This window comes from Streptomyces shaanxiensis, from assembly GCF_039537145.1.
Classification (GTDB): Bacteria; Actinomycetota; Actinomycetes; order Streptomycetales; family Streptomycetaceae; genus Streptomyces; species Streptomyces shaanxiensis.
Genome location: NZ_BAAAZY010000032.1, coordinates 20,936 through 38,346 on the forward strand (window position 1 = coordinate 20,936; position 17,411 = coordinate 38,346).

At 70.0% G+C, this 17,411-nt stretch carries 13 protein-coding genes and 1 pseudogene; 10 read left to right on the forward strand and 4 right to left on the reverse strand.

The window, feature by feature from the left end; genetic code table 11:
* Positions 1–4: 4 nt before the first annotated feature.
* Entirely contained in the window at positions 5–544 is a 540-nt protein-coding gene (locus tag ABD932_RS41265) for a hypothetical protein (protein WP_345021315.1), read from the reverse strand.
* A gap of 27 nt (positions 545–571) precedes the next feature.
* Between ABD932_RS41265 and ABD932_RS41270 the strand changes: the two genes are divergently transcribed.
* From ABD932_RS41270 to ABD932_RS41295, 6 genes and pseudogenes are all read left to right on the forward strand, one after another.
* Positions 572–1,435 carry a 5'-methylthioadenosine/S-adenosylhomocysteine nucleosidase family protein gene (locus tag ABD932_RS41270; protein ID WP_345021317.1) on the forward strand — a complete coding sequence of 288 codons (864 nt, stop codon included), beginning with the start codon at positions 572–574 and terminating at the stop codon, positions 1,433–1,435.
* A gap of 100 nt (positions 1,436–1,535) precedes the next feature.
* Entirely contained in the window at positions 1,536–3,521 is a 1,986-nt protein-coding gene (locus tag ABD932_RS41275; RefSeq protein WP_345021397.1) for a tetratricopeptide repeat protein, read from the forward strand.
* Between the two features lie 175 nt (positions 3,522–3,696).
* A pseudogene (locus ABD932_RS41280) lies at positions 3,697–3,876 on the forward strand (hypothetical protein); the annotation flags it as partial.
* A gap of 151 nt (positions 3,877–4,027) precedes the next feature.
* Complete coding sequence (locus ABD932_RS41285) at positions 4,028–5,440, forward strand: extracellular solute-binding protein (RefSeq protein WP_345021319.1); 1,413 nt, start codon at positions 4,028–4,030, stop codon at positions 5,438–5,440.
* 10 nt (positions 5,441–5,450) lie between these two features.
* Positions 5,451–6,392, forward strand: a complete 942-nt coding sequence (locus ABD932_RS41290; RefSeq protein ID WP_345021320.1) for a carbohydrate ABC transporter permease — start codon at positions 5,451–5,453, stop codon at positions 6,390–6,392.
* A 6-nt stretch (positions 6,393–6,398) separates the two neighbouring features.
* Positions 6,399–7,238, forward strand: coding sequence for a carbohydrate ABC transporter permease (locus ABD932_RS41295; protein ID WP_345021322.1), 840 nt, complete (start codon positions 6,399–6,401; stop codon positions 7,236–7,238).
* On the opposite strand, the gene ABD932_RS41300 is transcribed toward ABD932_RS41295, so the two are convergent.
* Positions 7,228–9,417, reverse strand: a complete 2,190-nt coding sequence (locus ABD932_RS41300; protein ID WP_345021324.1) for a tetratricopeptide repeat protein — start codon at positions 9,415–9,417, stop codon at positions 7,228–7,230. The genes ABD932_RS41295 and ABD932_RS41300 overlap by 11 nt on opposite strands.
* A gap of 486 nt (positions 9,418–9,903) precedes the next feature.
* Here ABD932_RS41300 and ABD932_RS41305 point away from each other — a divergent pair, with 486 nt between their 5' ends.
* A complete protein-coding gene (locus ABD932_RS41305; protein ID WP_425587590.1) occupies positions 9,904–10,656 on the forward strand; it encodes a helix-turn-helix domain-containing protein in 753 nt (250 codons plus the stop codon).
* A gap of 163 nt (positions 10,657–10,819) precedes the next feature.
* On the opposite strand, the gene ABD932_RS41310 is transcribed toward ABD932_RS41305, so the two are convergent.
* Complete coding sequence (locus ABD932_RS41310; protein ID WP_345021326.1) at positions 10,820–11,845, reverse strand: ATP-dependent 6-phosphofructokinase; 1,026 nt, start codon at positions 11,843–11,845, stop codon at positions 10,820–10,822.
* 202 nt (positions 11,846–12,047) lie between these two features.
* Between ABD932_RS41310 and pta the strand changes: the two genes are divergently transcribed.
* The 3 genes from pta to pyk all read left to right on the forward strand — a co-directional run bounded on the left by pta (position 12,048) and on the right by pyk (position 16,904).
* Complete coding sequence (gene pta / locus ABD932_RS41315; protein ID WP_345021328.1) at positions 12,048–14,150, forward strand: phosphate acetyltransferase; 2,103 nt, start codon at positions 12,048–12,050, stop codon at positions 14,148–14,150.
* A complete protein-coding gene (locus tag ABD932_RS41320) occupies positions 14,147–15,355 on the forward strand; it encodes an acetate kinase (protein ID WP_345021330.1) in 1,209 nt (402 codons plus the stop codon). Before pta ends, ABD932_RS41320 begins: the two co-directional genes overlap by 4 nt.
* 118 nt (positions 15,356–15,473) lie before the next feature.
* Positions 15,474–16,904, forward strand: coding sequence for a pyruvate kinase (gene pyk, locus ABD932_RS41325; RefSeq protein WP_345021331.1), 1,431 nt, complete (start codon positions 15,474–15,476; stop codon positions 16,902–16,904).
* Between the two features lie 102 nt (positions 16,905–17,006).
* Here pyk and ABD932_RS41330 read toward each other — a convergent pair whose 3' ends face one another.
* Positions 17,007–17,396: a hypothetical protein gene (locus ABD932_RS41330; protein ID WP_345021332.1), complete on the reverse strand. Its 390-nt coding sequence runs from the start codon at positions 17,394–17,396 to the stop codon at positions 17,007–17,009.
* Positions 17,397–17,411: the final 15 nt, after the last annotated feature.

A 17,411-nucleotide genomic window follows, 5' to 3' on the forward strand; every position in this document is an offset into this window, starting at 1 on the left:
GAGTTCATGCCCCGTTCGCGTACCACACGACCTGCCAGGCCAACCCGGCCACGGCCAACGCCTCCACCACCGACAGCACGACGAGCAGCGCCCCGGAACCACCGTCCGCCCAGAACAGCACCAGCGCCGCGAGCGGCACGGCGCAGAAGGCCAGCAGATCCACCAGGAGTTGCACCGCCTTACGTGACCGGCGCCGCGCGTCCCCCCGGTGCGCGGTTTCCCAGCCGAACGCCTGGAACCCACCGCCGGGTTCGGCGAGCGCGGCAAGCCGGGGCCCGAGATCCTCCCGTACATACGCGCCGATCGCCGAGATCTTCTCGTCGTTCACGAGGTACGTCCACCCGAGTACGACACACACCGGCGGCAGCGCGAGCAGCATCGACGCCTGCTTGGCCTGGGCCGCGGCGGCGATGACGGCGGCCACGACGGCCAGGGTCACGTACAGCAGGTTGTCCCGAAACCCGATCCGGGCCTTCTGCTCGTCCTTGACGCACTGGTACTCGGCGAGCAGCAACTGCCCGACGGTGACGTCCTGTTCCGGCACTCGATTCCCTTCCCCCGGCTGTACGTTATGAGTGTGCCGGAGACTCAGCCCACCGCTCTCGTCCTGACCGCGCTCCCCCTCGAATACGCCGCCCTGCGCGCGCACGTCGAGAACCGGCGGGAACTCGTGCACCCTGACGGAACCCGAGTCGAGAAGGGCCAACTGCCCGGCACTGCCTGGCATGTTGCCATCGCAGAACTCGGCATGGGCGCCGAACGGGCCGCCGCTCTCACCACCCAGCTCATCAACTGGCTGCGTCCCGAGGCCGTCCTCTTCGTCGGAGTCGCCGGCAGCCTGAAGGACGACGTCGGGATCGGGGACGTCGTCGTGGGCACGCAGGTGTACGAGATCCACGGCGGCAAGCAGACGCCCGAGGGTTTCCTGGTCAGGCCAAAGGCCCTGCCGGGCTCGCACGCGCTCGAACAGGCCGCCCGTTCCGCTGCGCGGGAGATGCCCGAGGTACGGGCGCACTTCATGCCGATCGCCACGGGTGACGTGGTCCTGGCGGACGCCAAGTCCGAGATCGCCCGGTTCATCCGGCGGAGCTACAACGACGCGGGCGCGATCGAGATGGAGGGCTCCGGGGCGCTCCAGGCGGCCCACCTGAACGGCCAGTTGAACGCCCTGGTGATCCGGGGCATCAGCGATCGCGCCGACGCGGGCAAGAGCAGGGCTGACGCGTCGGGTTCACAGGAACTCGCCGCCAAGCAGGCGGCTGCGGTGACGGTGGCCGTGCTGCGTAAGCATCAGCCCCGCAACCATTCCTCCGACTCCGAGGAGGGGCCCCATCGGCGCGGGGAGGGCGGAGCGACGTACGGCGGAGACCACATCGACTTCCGGGGCGGCACCTTCCACGGCCCCGTCACCGGCAAGAGCGACGGGCGACGGTAGGAGCAGCAGGGGGACCACCCACGGCCCTGTCCCGCGAGCGACCGCCACACTCCCGCCCCGCCCCCTGGGGTTCACCGGCCGATCGGCAGAGCTGGACCGCCTGCTCCCGCACCTCTCCCCCGACGAGGACGACACGGCCGCGCTCCCGCTCCTCATCTTCGCGGTCACCGGTATGGGCGGCATCGGGAAGACCGCGCTGGCGGTGGAGGCGGCACACCGGGCCCGTGCGCGGGGCTGGTTCCCGGGCGGGACGCTCTTCGTGGACCTGCGCGGGTACGACGACGACCCGGTTACGGCTGATCAGGCGGTCCTGGCGCTGCTGGACGCGCTCGGCGTGCGGGACCGGGATCTGCCGCCGACGACGGAGCGTCAGTACGACGCGTACCGCGAGCTCCTCTCCGAACGGCGGGACCGGATGCTGCTGATCCTGGACAACGCGTGTGACCCGTCCCAGTACCTGCCGCTCCTGCCCGGCACGGACCACCACCGGGTGCTCATCACTTCTCGGGACCGTCCCGACGCTCTGGCGGTACGCCAGATCGACCTGGAAGCACTCGCCCCGGATGAGTCTGTCGACCTGGTGACGCGCGCCCTGCACGACACCGACGAACGCGACGATCGTCCGGCGCTCGAACGCGACGCACTGCGTGAACTGACGGGTCTTTGCGGTCACTTGCCCCTGGCCCTCCAGATCGCCGCGGGGATGCTGCGTCGGCGACGCCATCGGGGCATCGCATCTCTGGTGGCCGAGATCCGGGATGCTGGGGACCCGACCTCCGTCCTTGACCGCGGTAGCCCGGGAACCGACCTATATGGACGCTCACTTGTTCTGCGTCCTGTGCTGGAGACCTCGTACCGGCGGCTGCCGCCCGACGAGGCCCGGCTTCTGCGGCTGCTCTGTCTTGCTCCGGGTGCGGAGACCGGCACGGAGGCGATCACCGCTCTTGCCGGCCTCGACACGGGGGCTGTGCTGTCCCTGCTGGAGGACCTGGCCGCCAGACATTTCGTCATGCCGGTGCGGGGCAGCAACGTAACGGCTTCCTCTGTGCCGTGGCGGGTGCATGACGTGGTGCGGGTGTTCGCGGTGGGCGTGGTGGCGGGAGATGCGAGGTTGCGGGAGGAGGGGGAGGCCGCGCGGGAGCGGGTGCTGGACTTCTACTACCGGTGGGCGGATGCCGCTGATGACCGGTTGCGGTGGCTGCCGGGGATGCAGGAGCCGAGGCGGTTCGAGGATCGGGGACAGGCGTTGGCTTGGCTGGACGGGGAGCGGGCGGGTCTGGTGGCGGCGGTGGCGTGGGGGCGGGAGGTGCGGTTCGCGGGCACGGCGGTGCGGCTGGCCCAGTGTCTAGGGGAGTACCTGTACTCACGGCGGTATTTCGACGACTGGATCGCGGTCGCGGAGGCCGCGCGGGAGGCCACCCTCCTTGCCGGGGACCGGCTGGGTGAGGCCATCGCGTGGGACCACCTCGGAGTCGCCCTGCGGGAGGCGGGCCGGGCGGAGGAAGCGATCGACGCCCACACCCGAGCCCGCGACCTGTACCAGGCCACCGGAGACCACGAGAGCGAGGCCATGGCCTGGGACAACCTCGGCATCGCTCTGCGGGAGGCGGGCCGCACAGAGGAAGCGATCGACGCGCACACCCGCGCCCGCGACCTGTGCCAGGAGGCAGAAGACCGCCACCACGAGGCCGGAGCATGGCACAACCTCGGCAACGCCCAGCAGGATGCGGGCCGCACAGAGGAAGCGATCGACGCCCACACCCAAGCCCGCGACCTGTTCCAGGCCACCGGAGACCGCCACCGTGAGGCCAAGGCGTGGCACAGCCTCGGCAACGGCCTGCAGGACGCGGGTCGCGCGGAGGAGGCGATTGAGGCGTACGGCGAGTCACTGGAGGCATACCGGGAGTTCGAGGACTGGTACGGCGAGGGCCGGGCCCTCCATGCCCTGGCCCTCGCCTATGAGGCCGCCCACCGCCCCACCGAGGCCCGCGCCGCTCACTTCCAGTCCGCCGACGCCTATACCCGCGCCAACGCACCCACCGAAGCCTCCGAAGCCCGCGCCCGCGCCGCCGAACTACCGGAGTAGCTCCCCCTCACACGACCGCACAACCCACCCGGCACCCGCAACGCAACGCCGCAGCCTCCGCGCATCGCACCCCGCCATCAGCCGAGGATGCTCGTGCCACCGATACCTGTCGTAGAGCACCACCCGCAGTGCCTCCTGCCGATACCGCAGCGACAAATACACCTCGTGTCCCGGCGTGAACCGGCAAGCACAGGCGGCGAGTTCCCCCACCACCTGCACCACCGCCGGCACCGACCCCAACGGCAACGCCCACATAGCCATCACCGGCCAAGAGGACCACTACCTCACCGACACCCGCGAAGCCCTCCGCACCCTCATCCGCGACATCAAGTCCGACAAGGCCGAACACCTCCTGCAGCCGAAGCCGCCAACGCCAACGCCAACGCCAACGCCAACCAACGCCGTCACCCAATCCGCCGCACACACATTGACCTGACTAGACCACTCAACCTACGTTCACCAGGCAGCCATCCCCGCGCCACAACGAAGTGCGCCCGCAGGAGGTCATGCCCGTGCGCCCCACCGCCACCCGCCCCGCCCGCCTCGCTCGCCCCGCCCGCCCGGCCCTCCCCACACTCCTCGCCCTCACCCTCGCCGCCGCCGGCACCCTCACCGCCTGCGGCACCGGCTCCGGCAGCGACCCGGACACCCTCAAGGTCTCCTTCAAACAGTCCACGGACAACTCCATCAAGGTGATGGACACCTACCTCGCGGACATCAAGGAGCAGTTCGAGAAGGCGAACCCCGGCAAGAAGGTCGAGTTCGTTCCGATCAAGGCCCCGGACTCGGAGTACTACACCAAGCTCCAGCAGATGCTCCGCTCCCCCAAGACCGCCCCCGACCTGGTCTACGAGGACACCTTCCTCATCAACTCGGACATCACCAGCGGGTACTTGAAGCCACTCGACCCCTACCTCGCCAAGTGGAAGGACTGGGGACAGTTCATCGACACGGCGAAGGCCGCGGCCAAGGGCGAGGACGGCAAGACGTACGGCGTCCCGGACGGTACCGACACCCGCGGCCTGTGGTTCAGCAAGGACATCTTCAAGAAGGCCGGCCTGCCCGCCGACTGGCAGCCGAAGACCTGGGACGACGTCCTCGACGCCGCCCGCACCATCAAACAGAAGGCCCCCGACGCCATCCCCCTGAACGTCTACACCGGCAAGCCCGTCGGCGAGGCCGCCACCATGCAGACCTTCGAGATGCTGCTCTACGGCACGAACGACGGCACGTCGGACCCCCTGTACGACAAGTCGGCCAAGAAGTGGGTCGCCGGCAGCCAGGGCTTCAAGGATGCCCTCACCTTCGTGGAGACCGTCTACAAGGAGAAACTCGGCCCGGACGTCTCCGACGCCCTCGACCCCAACGTCATGACCCGCGTCCGCGGCGAGTGGCTCCCGCAGGGCAAGCTCGGCATCGCCCTCGACGGCTCCTGGCTCCCGCAGGACTGGCTCCCCGGCAGCGGTCACGAATGGCCCGAGTGGTCCGACGAACTGGGCCTCGCCGCCATGCCCACCCAGAACGGCCAGGCCCCCGGCAAGGTGAGCATGTCCGGCGGCTGGACCTGGTCCATCCCGGCCAAGGCGGGCAACCCCGACCTGGCCTTCGAGTTCATCAAGACGATGCAGACGAAGGCGAACGCCCAGAAGTGGTACGTCGCCAACTCCGGCATCGCGGTCCGGCAGGACGTCGCGGACGACCCCTCCTACATCGACGCCCAACCCGGCATCAAGTTCTTCACGGACCTCGTGGCCAGCACGCACTACCGGCCCGCCTACCCGGCGTATCCGAAGGTCTCCACCGCCGTGCAGGAGGCGATGGAGGGTGTGACGACGGGTGACATGTCGGTGGACGAGGCGGCGAAAGGCTACGACGAGGAGCTGAAGTCGGCGACGGACGACCAGGTGATCGAGAAATGAGCCCCTGCTCATGACGGTCGTCACGAAAAGGCCGACACCGGGCCCGGGACGGGAACCAACCACTCCCCGCCCCGCAGCGCATCGTTCCCAGCCACGCCACCGCTCCCTTACTCGCGCCCTCCCCCTCTCCCCCGCCGTCGTCCTCCTGCTCCTCTTCCTCGCCGGCCCCATCGCCTACTGCGCCTACATCGCCTTCACCGACCTCCAGCTCACCGGCCAGGCCGAGGACTCCTTCGTCGGCTTCGACAACTTCCGTACGGCCTTCGGTGACGAGGCGTTCCTCAACGCGGTCTGGCTCACCCTCGTCTTCACCGTCATCTCGGCCCTGATCGGCCAGAACACCCTGGGCCTGGGCCTGGCCATGCTGATGCAGCGGGCCTCGAAGCCCGTCCGCACCCTCGCCGGCGCCATCGTCATCACGGCGTGGGTGCTGCCGGAGGTCGTCGCCGGGTTTCTTCTGTACGCCTTCTTCCGTCGCGAAGGCACCCTGAACGCCATCCTGGACTGGCTCCAACTCCCGTCCCAGAACTGGCTGTTCACGCTCCCGATCCTCGCCGTGTCGTTCGCGAACGTATGGCGGGGTACGGCCTTCTCGATGCTCGTCTACTCGGCCGCCCTCAACGAGATCCCGAAGGAGATCACCGAGGCGGCCGAGGTCGACGGCGCCGGCGGATGGCGCCGTATGTGGCACATCACGCTCCCGATGATCCGCCGCTCCATCGGCACGAACCTCATGCTCATCACCCTCCAGACCCTGTCCGTCTTCGGGCTGATCTGGGTGATGACGAGGGGTGGGCCGGGCGGCAGGAGCCAGACGCTGCCGCTGTTCATGTACGAGGAGGCGTTCCAGAAGAGCATGATCGGCTACGGCACGGCGGTCGCCCTGCTGCTCCTGGTGGTGGGCTCGCTGTTCTCGGTGGTCTACCTGCGTCTGCTGCGAACGGAGGTCTGACGCCGTATGGCCCGTACGCTCTCGTCTCGACGCACCACCCACCGCCTGGCCGCCGACGCCGGTCTCCTGGTGGTGGCCGCGGCGTTCGTGCTCCCTCTGGCCTGGGTGGTCCTCTCCTCACTGGACACGAACGCGAACCTCCAGGTGAAGCTCCCGGACGGCGTGACCCTGGACAACTTCGACGCCGTGCTGACTCCGGACATCACCTTCACCCCGCTGCTCAACAGCCTGCTCCTGTGCGGCGGAGGGACGGCGCTGACGGTGGCGTGCGCGGCGCTCGCCGCCTACCCGCTGTCCCGGTTCAGGTCGCGCTTCAACCGCCCGTTCCTGCTGACGGTCCTCTTCGCGACGTGCCTGCCCATCACGGCGATCATGGTGCCGGTGTACGCCCTGTTCGTGCGGGTGAACCTGATCGACACCATGCAGGGGACGATCTTCTTCTTCGCCGCGTCCCAACTGCCGTTCGCCATCTGGCTGATGAAGAACTTCATGGACGGGGTGCCCAAGGAGCTGGAGGAGGCGGCCTGGACCGACGGGGCGTCGTCGCTGCAGTCGCTGGTGCGGATCGTGCTGCCCCTCATGGGTCCCGGAGTCGCCGTGGTGACGGTGTTCTCGTTCGTGATGATGTGGGGGAACTTCTTCGTCCCGTTCATGCTCCTGCTCACCCCCGACCAGATGCCGGCCTCCGTGAGCATCAACGAGTTCTTCGGCAACCGCGGGATGGTGGCGTACGGCCAGCTCGCGGCGTTCTCGATCGTGTACTCGACTCCGGTGATCCTGCTGTACGTACTGATCGCCCGGCGGCTGGGCGGCGGTTTCGCGCTGGGTGGGGCGGTCAAGGGGTGATGCGCCTGCCACGCCCCCAGCCGGTCGCCGCCGACGGGGTGCCCATGCCCGGCGGACTCGCCAGTCGCCTTCTGACGGCCTCGGCGTTGTCACGGGCCAGGGCCGCGCGTACGCGGGCGTCGGCGCCGTCGAAGAGACCGGCGGCCCGGAGCCAGTGGTCGCGGGCGCGGTCGAGTGCGCCGGCGGCCTGGTGGGCGCGGGCGAGGTTCTCGTAGGTTCCGGCCGCCCGGTACCAGTCCTCGAACTCCTGGTGGATCGCCACCGCGCTCACATACGAGTCGATCGCCTCCGCCGTCCGGCCGTCCTGGTCCAGCGCGCTGCCGAGGTTGTTGAGCGCGATGGCCTCGCGCTGCCGGTCCCCGACCTCACGGAACAGGTCTCGGCTGCGGGTCTGGGCGTCCACGGCCTGCTGGATGTGGCCGGCCTGGGCCAGCGCCAGGCCGAGCGTGGTCCAGGTGATCGCCTCGCGGTGCCGGTCCCCGGCGGTCCCGTACAGCTCGATGGCGCGGCGCAGGGCGTCGATCGCCTCGTCCACCCGGCCCTCGTCGCGCAGGTGTGCGCCGAGGCTGCTCAGGGCGATCGCCTCACCGTGCTCGTCCCCGACCTCCCGGTAGAGCTCATGGGCGCCCACGAGCACCGTGATCGCGTCCCGCACCTGGTTCACGCTCGCCAGGGCGTTGCCCAGGTTCGTGCAGACGGCGGCCTCGCCGCGCTGGTCGAGGGCACGCCGGGCGGCCTGCTGAGCCGCGCTGCTCACCACGATCAGGTCGTCGAAGTAGCGGCGCCAGTCCAGGTACACGGCCAGCAGTTGGGCCAGCCGTACCCCGGCGGCCGCGTGCGGCTCCTCCTGCGCCCACTGCACGGCCGCCACCAGGCCGGTCCGCTCCGCGTCCAGCCACGCCAGGGCCGCGGCCCGGTCGTCGAACAGTTGCGGCTCGGGCATCCCGGGCAGCCATCGCAGCCGGGCGTCCGCGGCCGCGGCGTGGCGGCAGAAGTACGCGAGCACGCGCGTCCGCGCCGCTTCACCCTCCCTCGCGAGGGCCGCGTCCTCGCGTACGGCGAGCATCCCGAAGTCCCGGACGAGGTCGTGCAGCCGCCACCGGCCACGCGCGGTCCCCGGCTCGATGAGGTGCGCGCGGGACAGGGCGTCGAGGGCCCGGACCGGCGGGGTGTCGGAGCCGGTCAGCGCGGTGATCACCTGGGTGCCGACCTCGGGGCCGGGGGCGAGGGCGAGCAGACCGAGCAGGCGGCGTTGTTCGTCCGGCTGTCTGCGGAAGGACAGGTCGAGGGCGGCGCGGACGCTGCGTTCGCCGTCGTCGAGGTGGACGAGGCGGTCGCGTAACTCGCCGAGTTCGGTGGCGAGTTCCACGACGGGCTTGCCCGGGTCGAGGACGAGGCGGGCGGCCGCGATCTGCAGGGCGAGCGGGAGGTGGCCGCATCGGGCGGCGATGTCCGCGGCCGCCCGGGTCTCGTGGCGGATCCGGTTGTCGTGCGGGTCGGCCAGCCGCAGGGCGCGGTCGAGGAGTTCGTACGACGCGCTCGGGGTGAGCTCGTCCAACCGCAGGAGTCTGGCGGCCAGTTGGGGCAGGCGTTCGCGGGAGGTGACCAGGAGACGGTGGTTGGCGCCGCCGCCGGGCCGCAGGAAGCGCACCTGCTCCGGCAGCGAGGCGTTGTCGGCGAGGATCAGCATCGGCCCTCGCTCCCGCGCCCGCTGGACGAGGGTCGAGCGGTAGAGCGCCGCCCGGTCGTCCGCCTGGGTCGGGATGTGCTGGGAAGCGATGCCCAGGGCTCGCAGCAGGGCCTCCAGCGCCTGGTCGGGGCTGACCGGATCGTCTTCGTATCCGTGCAGGTCGACGAAGAGCACACCGCCGGGGAACCAGCCCCGCGCGCATGCCCTGTGCGCCGCCTCCACCGCGAGCGCGGTCTTGCCGATGCCGCCGAGCCCGGACAGGGCCGTGACGAGCACCGCCTCGGGTCCGCCGGACGCGGTCGGCGCCAGGGCGTCGAGCAGGGTGCGCAGTTCCTCGTCCCGGCCGGTGAACCCGACGGTCGGGGCGGGCAGGGAGTCCAGCGCGGTGGGGGCCGGCCCGTATTCGAGGACCTCGACCTTGGCCGTCACGGGGCCGTGGAACTGGCCCCCTCTGAAGTCGAGATGATCGCCGTACGAGCCCTCAGTCACCGCATCCCCCGAAGCGCGTCGAACACTTGCCGTGTCTTACGGTACGCCGGGCCGCAGAACCCAACCCCCCTTTGTCCCGGGCGACTTGGCGGAGGTGTACGGGGGGCCGCCCAGAGGCCCGACCGCTGGAATCGAGCCGCCCCCGGCCCGCCTCCACGCCCTCTGTCACCGCGTCGGCCATGGCGTACGCCTCTTCGATGTCCGCTCATACGATCCACGGCTGCAACATCCCTGCCGAGGGCCGCCAAGAGATCGACACCCGAAAGTGTCCACGAATATGCCTCTTGACCTTGCCGTTCACCGACCGTCACCTTCCGGCGGACGCGTCCCCCGCCGCCCGGGCTGCATCGACCCCGCCGCCCTCCCAGCCCTCCCGGACGATCTCCCCCGGGAACGAACTCGCCAGTAGCCGTAGCTTCCTACAATCCGTAATCCTGGCCGAACAGACCGTAGTCACCCCACCCCGGCCGCCCTACGTTGTGCCCCGTGCGCCGACCCCCAGCCCAACCGAACCAGCCCAGCCAGCCGAACCACCCCAACCGCTCCAGCCGCCGTACCCCGCCCACTCCCCCCTTCAACGCCCCCGCCGCCCGCAGCCTCCGGGCCGCTCTCAACATGGGGCCCGAGCATGTCGCCTACGGCATGCGGGCCTCGTACGGGCTGCCCTACGTCACCGAGGACCTGGTCATCGCATGGGAACGCGAGCTCGCCGCCCCCACCAGCCACGAGCTCACCGCTCTGGCGGGCGTGCTGTGGTGCTCGCCCGGTGAGCTGCTCGGCAAGCCGCGAACGCTGCGCGAGCACCGCATCGCCCGTGGCCTGGCGCCCGAGGACGTGGCCCGTACCGTCGGGCACGAGGTCCTCGCGTATCTCCGCATGGAGGAGAACGACGACTGGCAGGGCACCGACCGCCAGTCCGCCGCCCTCGCCGACGTCCTCGGCCTGTCGCTGCCGGACTTCATCACCGTCACGGGCCGCGACGCGAAGCTCGCCGATCTGCTGCGCAGCGCCGTGACGACGCGCTGGCAGGCGTATGTGCGCCCGCTCCACAAGATGGTGCCCCTGGACCGGCGCGTCCTGGAGGACACCCTCCAGGAGCTGCACAAGGACTACCAGGGGCAGATGACCGCCACCCTCAGCTGGGGCGGCGGCAACGGTGACTCCAGTGCGGCCGGCCGGGAGTTCCTGGACCGGATCGTGGAGCGCTTCTGGGCGACGGTCCAGAGGAGCGGCCGCTGAGCCCTCAGGATGATCGTGTGGATGTCCTGCTGCGTCGGCGTCCCGCCAGGGCCGCCCATACCGCCGTCTGCGGCGCCTCGGGCGTACGTGACCTGAAGCGCTCCTGGGCGAAGCCTGTGTCCGTCCGGAAGCCCTTGACCGGCCGCCGGACCCGTGACCGGTGTTAGAAGACCGACTCCGCCTCGTCCATCCGGTCCTTCGGCACCGTCTTCAGCTCGGTGACCGCCTCCGCCAGCGGCACCATCACCACGTCGGTCCCGCGCAGCGCGGTCATCCTGCCGAACTCGCCCCGGTGCGCGGCCTCCACCGCGTGCCAGCCGAAGCGGGTGGCGAGGACGCGGTCGTACGCCGTGGGTACGCCGCCGCGCTGGACGTGGCCGAGGATGACCGGCTTGGCCTCCTTGCCGAGGCGGCGCTCCAGCTCGAACGCCAGGGCCGTGCCGATGCCCTGGAAGCGCTCGTGGCCGAACTTGTCGATGTCGCCCTTGCCGTAGTCCATGGTGCCGTCGGCGGGGTGGGCGCCCTCGGCGACGCAGATCACCGCGAACTTCTTGCCGCGCGCGAAGCGCTCCTCGACCATCTTCACCAGGTCGGCGGGGTCGAACGCGCGCTCCGGGAGGCAGATGCCGTGCGCACCGGCCGCCATGCCGGACTCCAGGGCGATCCAGCCCGCGTGACGGCCCATGACCTCGACGACCATCACCCGCTGGTGGGACTCGGCGGTCGTCTTCAGGCGGTCCATGGCCTCCGTGGCGACCCCGACCGCGGTGTCGAAGCCGAAGGTGCGGTCCGTCGAGGAGATGTCGTTGTCGATCGTCTTCGGGACGCCCACCACGGGCAGGCCGGCGTCGGACAGCATCCGCGCCGCCGTCAGGGTGCCCTCGCCGCCGATCGGGATCAGCGCGTCGATGCCGAAGTCACGGGCGATGTCGACGGCGCTCTCGCACGCCTCGCGCAACCGGTCGCGCTCCAGCCTCGACGAGCCGAGGATCGTGCCGCCGCGGGCCAGGATGCCACCGACGTCGTCCAGGTCGAGGCTGCGGTAGTGGCCGTCGAGGAGCCCGGCGTATCCGTCCTCGAAGCCGATCACCTCGTCGCCGTAATGCGCGACCGCTCGGTGCACGACCGATCGGATCACTGCGTTCAGGCCGGGGCAGTCGCCGCCTGCGGTGAGAACTCCGATGCGCATCGTGCTGTGTCTCCTGCTCGCTGTTGATACCGGTGAGCCAATCCGATTGTTTCATGTCCCCGAGGCCCCTGTCCGACCCTGGAACCTGACGGGCGCCTTATCCACAGCCAAGGGTATTGTCAAGAGGGTTTCGCTCACCTCACTGGGCGATTTTTCGACCGAGGCTCCGCCAAGCCGCTGACAGACGAAACGGAGAGCACGCGTGACGCGCAGCGTGTACGTGACCGGCATCGACCGCGGCGACGGCCGCCAGGTTGTGGAACTGGGGGTGATGGAGCTCCTCACCCGGCAGGTCGACCGGGTGGGGGTGTTCCGGCCGCTGGTCCATCACAGCCCCGACCGGCTGTTCGAGCTGTTGCGCGCCCGCTACCGCCTGTCCCAGGACCCGGCGACGGTCTACGGCATGGACTACCACGAGGCGTCCGCCCTGCAGGCCGAGCGCGGCACGGACGAGCTGGTGTCCACGCTCGTCGACCGGTTCCATGTCGTCGCCCGCGACTACGACGTCGTCCTCGTCCTCGGCACCGACTACGCCGACACCCAGCTCCCGGACGAGCTGTCCCTCAACGCCCGGCTCGCCAACGAGTTCGGCGCGTCCGTGATACCGGTCGTGGGCGGGCGCAAGCAGACCACCGAGTCCGTGCTCGCCGAGACGCGCAACGCCTACCGGGCGTACGAGAGCCTGGGCTGCGACGTGCTCGCCATGGTCACGAACCGGGTCGCCCGGGAGGACCGGGACGAGATCGCCCAGCGGCTCGACTCGCGGCTGCCGGTGCCCTGTTACGTCGTCCCGGACGAGCCGGCGCTGTCCGCGCCGACGGTCGCCCAGATCGCCCAGTCCCTGGACGCGAAGGTCCTGCTCGGCGACGACTCGGGGCTCGCGCGCGACGCCCTCGGCTTCGTCTTCGGCGGCGCCATGCTGCCGAACTTCCTCACCGCCCTGACCCCGGGCTGTCTGGTCGTCACCCCGGGCGACCGCGCCGACCTGGTCGTCGGCTCGCTGGCCGCGCACAGCGCCGGTACCCCGCCGATCGCCGGTGTGCTGCTCACCCTGGACGAGCGCCCCGGCGACGAGGTCCTCACCCTGGCCGCCCGCCTCGCCCCGGGCACTCCGGTGCTCTCGGTGCCCGGCTACAGCTTCCCCACCGCCGAGCAACTCTTCTCCCTGGAGGGGAAGTTGAACGCGGCCACCCCGCGCAAGGCGGAGACCGCGCTCGGCCTGTTCGAGCGGTACGTCGACACCGGCGAGCTGCTGAAGCGGGTCTCGGCGCCGAAGAGCGACCGGGTCACGCCGATGATGTTCGAGCACAAGCTGCTGGAGCAGGCCCGCTCGAACATGCGGCGCATCGTGCTGCCCGAGGGCACCGAGCCGCGCGTCCTGCACGCCGCCGAGGTGCTGCTGCGGCGCAACGTCTGCGACCTCACGCTTCTGGGGCCGGTCGACCGGATCCGCAAGACGGCCGCCGACCAGGGCATCGACCTGGCCGGCTGTGAGCTGATCGACCCGGCGACCAGCGAACTGCGCGACTCCTTCGCCGAGAAGTACGCCCAGCTGCGCGCCCACAAGGGGGTCACGGTCGAGCTGGCGTACGACGTCGTCAGCGATGTGAACTACTTCGGGACCCTGATGGTGCAGGAGGGTCTGGCCGACGGCATGGTGTCGGGGTCCGTCCACTCGACGGCCGCGACCATCCGGCCCGCCTTCGAGATCATCAAGACCAAGCCGGACGCCGACATCGTCTCGTCCGTCTTCTTCATGTGCCTGGCCGACAAGGTCCTCGTCTACGGCGACTGCGCCGTGAACCCCGACCCGAACGCCGAGCAGCTGGCCGACATCGCCATCCAGTCGGCGGCCACCGCCGAGCAGTTCGGCGTGGAGGCGCGGATCGCGATGCTGTCGTACTCGACGGGTACGTCGGGGTCGGGCGCCGACGTCGACAAGGTGCGCGAGGCGACCGAGCTGGTGCGGGAGCGGCGGCCGGATCTGAAGACCGAGGGGCCGATCCAGTACGACGCCGCCGTGGAGCCGTCGGTCGCGGAGACCAAGTTGCCGGGATCGGAAGTCGCGGGGCAGGCAACGGTTCTGATCTTCCCTGACCTCAATACAGGTAACAACACCTACAAGGCCGTGCAGCGTTCGGCCGGCGCGATCGCCGTCGGGCCGGTGCTGCAGGGTCTGCGCAAGCCCGTCAACGACCTGTCCCGGGGCGCCCTCGTCCAGGACATCGTCAACACCGTCGCCATCACCGCGATCCAGGCCCAGTCCCCCGCCCAGTCCCCCAGCGAGAAGGCAACCGCCCAGTGAGCTCGTCCCGCGTCCTCGTCCTCAACTCCGGCTCCTCGTCGGTGAAGTACCAGCTGCTCGACATGCGTGACAGCAGCCGGCTGGCCATGGGGCTCGTCGAGCGCATCGGCGAGGAGTCCTCCCGGCTCAAGCACACGCCGCTCGCGAGCGGCGGGGCGAGCCGTGAGTGGACCGGGCCGATGGCGGACCACGAGGCCGCCCTGAAGGCCGTGTCGGCCGAGCTCGCCAAGGACGGGCTCGGGCTCGACTCGCCCGAGCTGGCCGCGATCGGCCACCGGGTGGTGCACGGCGGCCGGCACTTCACCGAGCCGACCGTCATCGACGACGCCGTGCTGGCCGAGATCGAGCGGCTGATCCCGGTCGCCCCGCTGCACAACCCGGCCAACCTCACCGGCATCCGCACCGCCCGGCACCTGCGGCCCGATCTCCCGCAGGTCGCCGTCTTCGACACCGCGTTCCACACGACGATGCCGGAGTCGGCCGCCCGCTACGCGATCGACGTCGAGACCGCCGACCGGCACCGGATACGCCGGTACGGCTTCCACGGCACCTCGCACGCGTATGTCTCCCGGGCCACCGCGAAGCTGCTGGGCAAGGCGCCCGAGGACGTGAACGTCATCGTGCTGCACCTCGGCAACGGCGCGTCCGCGTCAGCCGTTCGGGGCGGGAAGTGCGTGGACACCTCCATGGGGCTGACGCCTTTGGAGGGGCTCGTGATGGGTACGCGCTCCGGGGACATGGACCCGGCCGTCATCTTCCATTTGATGCGTGTTGGCGGAATGTCCACGGACGAGATCGACACTCTTCTCAACAAGAAGAGCGGGCTGATCGGTCTGTGCGGAGACAACGACATGCGGGAGATCCGCCGCCGGATCGACGAGGGTGATCAGCGGGCCGCTCTCGCGTTCGACATCTACATTCACCGTCTGAAGAAGTACATCGGTGCTTATTACGCGGTGCTCGGCAAGGTGGACGCGATCGCCTTCACCGCCGGGGTCGGCGAGAACGCGGCGCCGGTGCGCGAGGCCGCGGTCGCGGGCCTGGAGGAGCTGGGCATGGTGGTGGACGGCGCGCTGAACGCCGTACGGAGCGACGAGCCGCGGCTGATCTCGCCGGGGCACGCGCGCGTGGCCGTGGCCGTGGTGCCGACGGATGAAGAACTGGAAATAGCGACACAGACCTACGCACTGGTCGGGCGTATTTGATATGCGGCTCCGCCGCGTGGACAACGCCTGAGTAACACGGCTGAGCAAAGCCCAGCTCATTTGTATCTTCCACCAGACGGAATATTCCGCGGCGAAACAAACCGATAGGATCGTCACCATGCGCCGTTCGAAAATCGTTTGTACTCTCGGCCCCGCGGTCGACTCCCATGAACAGCTCGTCTCGCTGATCGAGGCCGGCATGAATGTGGCCCGCTTCAACTTCAGCCACGGCACCCACGCAGACCACCAGGGGCGGTACGAGCGCCTGAGGGCCGCCGCCGCGGAGACCGGGCGGCCCATCGGTGTGCTCGCCGACCTCCAGGGCCCGAAGATCCGTCTGGAGACCTTCGCCGAGGGCCCGGTCGAGCTGGAGCGCGGTGACGAGTTCGTCATCACGACCGAGGACGTCCCGGGCGACAAGTCCATCTGCGGGACCACGTACAAGGGCCTGCCCGGTGACGTGGCCAAGGGCGACCAGGTCCTCATCAACGACGGCAACGTCGAGCTGAAGGTCACCGAGGTCGACGGCCCCCGGGTGAGGACGATCGTCATCGAGGGCGGTGTCGTCTCCGACCACAAGGGCATCAACCTGCCGGGCGCGGCCGTGAACGTGCCGGCGCTGTCCGAGAAGGACATCGAGGACCTGCGGTTCGCGCTGCGCATGGGCTGCGACCTGGTCGCCCTGTCCTTCGTGCGGGACGCCGACGACGTGCAGGACGTGCACAAGGTCATGGACGAGGTCGGCCGCCGCGTCCCGGTCATCGCCAAGGTGGAGAAGCCGCAGGCGGTCGCCAACATGGAGGACGTCGTGCTGGCGTTCGACGGCGTGATGGTCGCGCGCGGCGACCTGGCCGTCGAGTACCCGCTCGAGAAGGTCCCGATGGTGCAGAAGCGCCTCATCGAGCTGTGCCGGCGCAACGCCAAGCCGGTGATCGTGGCGACCCAGATGATGGAGTCGATGATCACCAACTCCCGCCCGACCCGCGCCGAGGCCTCCGACGTGGCCAACGCGATCCTGGACGGCGCCGACGCGGTCATGCTGTCGGCGGAGTCCTCGGTCGGCGCCTACCCGATCGAGACCGTCAAGACGATGTCGAAGATCGTCACCGCCGCCGAGCAGGAGCTGCTCGCCAAGGGCCTGCAGCCGCTCGTGCCGGGCAAGAAGCCGCGTACACAGGGTGGTTCGGTGGCCCGTGCCGCCTGCGAGATCGCCGACTTCCTCGGCGGCAAGGGCCTGGTCGCCTTCACCCAGTCCGGCGACACCGCCCGCCGCCTGTGCCGCTACCGCGCCGCCCAGCAGATCATCGCCTTCACCACGGACGAGGGCACCCGCAACCAGATGACGCTCAGCTGGGGCGTGGAGCCGCACGTGGTGCCGTTCGTCAACAGCACCGACGAGATGGTCGACCTGGTGGACCAGGAGATCGTCAAGCTCGGGCTGTTCAACGAGGGCGACATCGTGGTGATCACGGCGGGGTCGCCGCCTGGGGTTCCCGGGACCACGAACATGGTGCGGGTGCACCACCTGGGGGGCGGGTCGCGGGACTGACCGCCCGAGCGAGCCGCTGCAAGGCTCCTGTACGACGCTGAGGGCGCCCCCTGCGGCAGGGGGCGCCCTCAGTCTTGTGTGCTCAGTGGCTTGCGCCGGGTGTCACGCCTCGGCCACCGCCCGGAGGACGGCAGACGCCAGGGCGTAGAAGTTCTCCCGGTAGAAGCCCAGGCGGATATTGAACGGCTCTTCCGCGAAGAGGCCACCGCGCTCGAGGAACATGGTGGGCGCGGCGGTCAGCGCGCTGTGCACCATGTGGAGTTCCTCCATGGTGAGGCGGAAGTCGCGTGACTCCGTGTGCCGTCCGGCCAGGCGTTCCACGAGGGCCTCGACCGGCTCCCGGCCCGCGCCGACCAACAGGGTCAGCTCCGTGTCACCGTAGTCCTGCTCGCTCAGGTGACTCAGCGCCTCGTACATCGCCGCCACCTGACGGGGGGCGAGCCGGGCGATGAACGCGTCGCCGTCGCGGGTCAGTTTCAGCTGGGTTCTCAACGGTCCCTCCTTCCG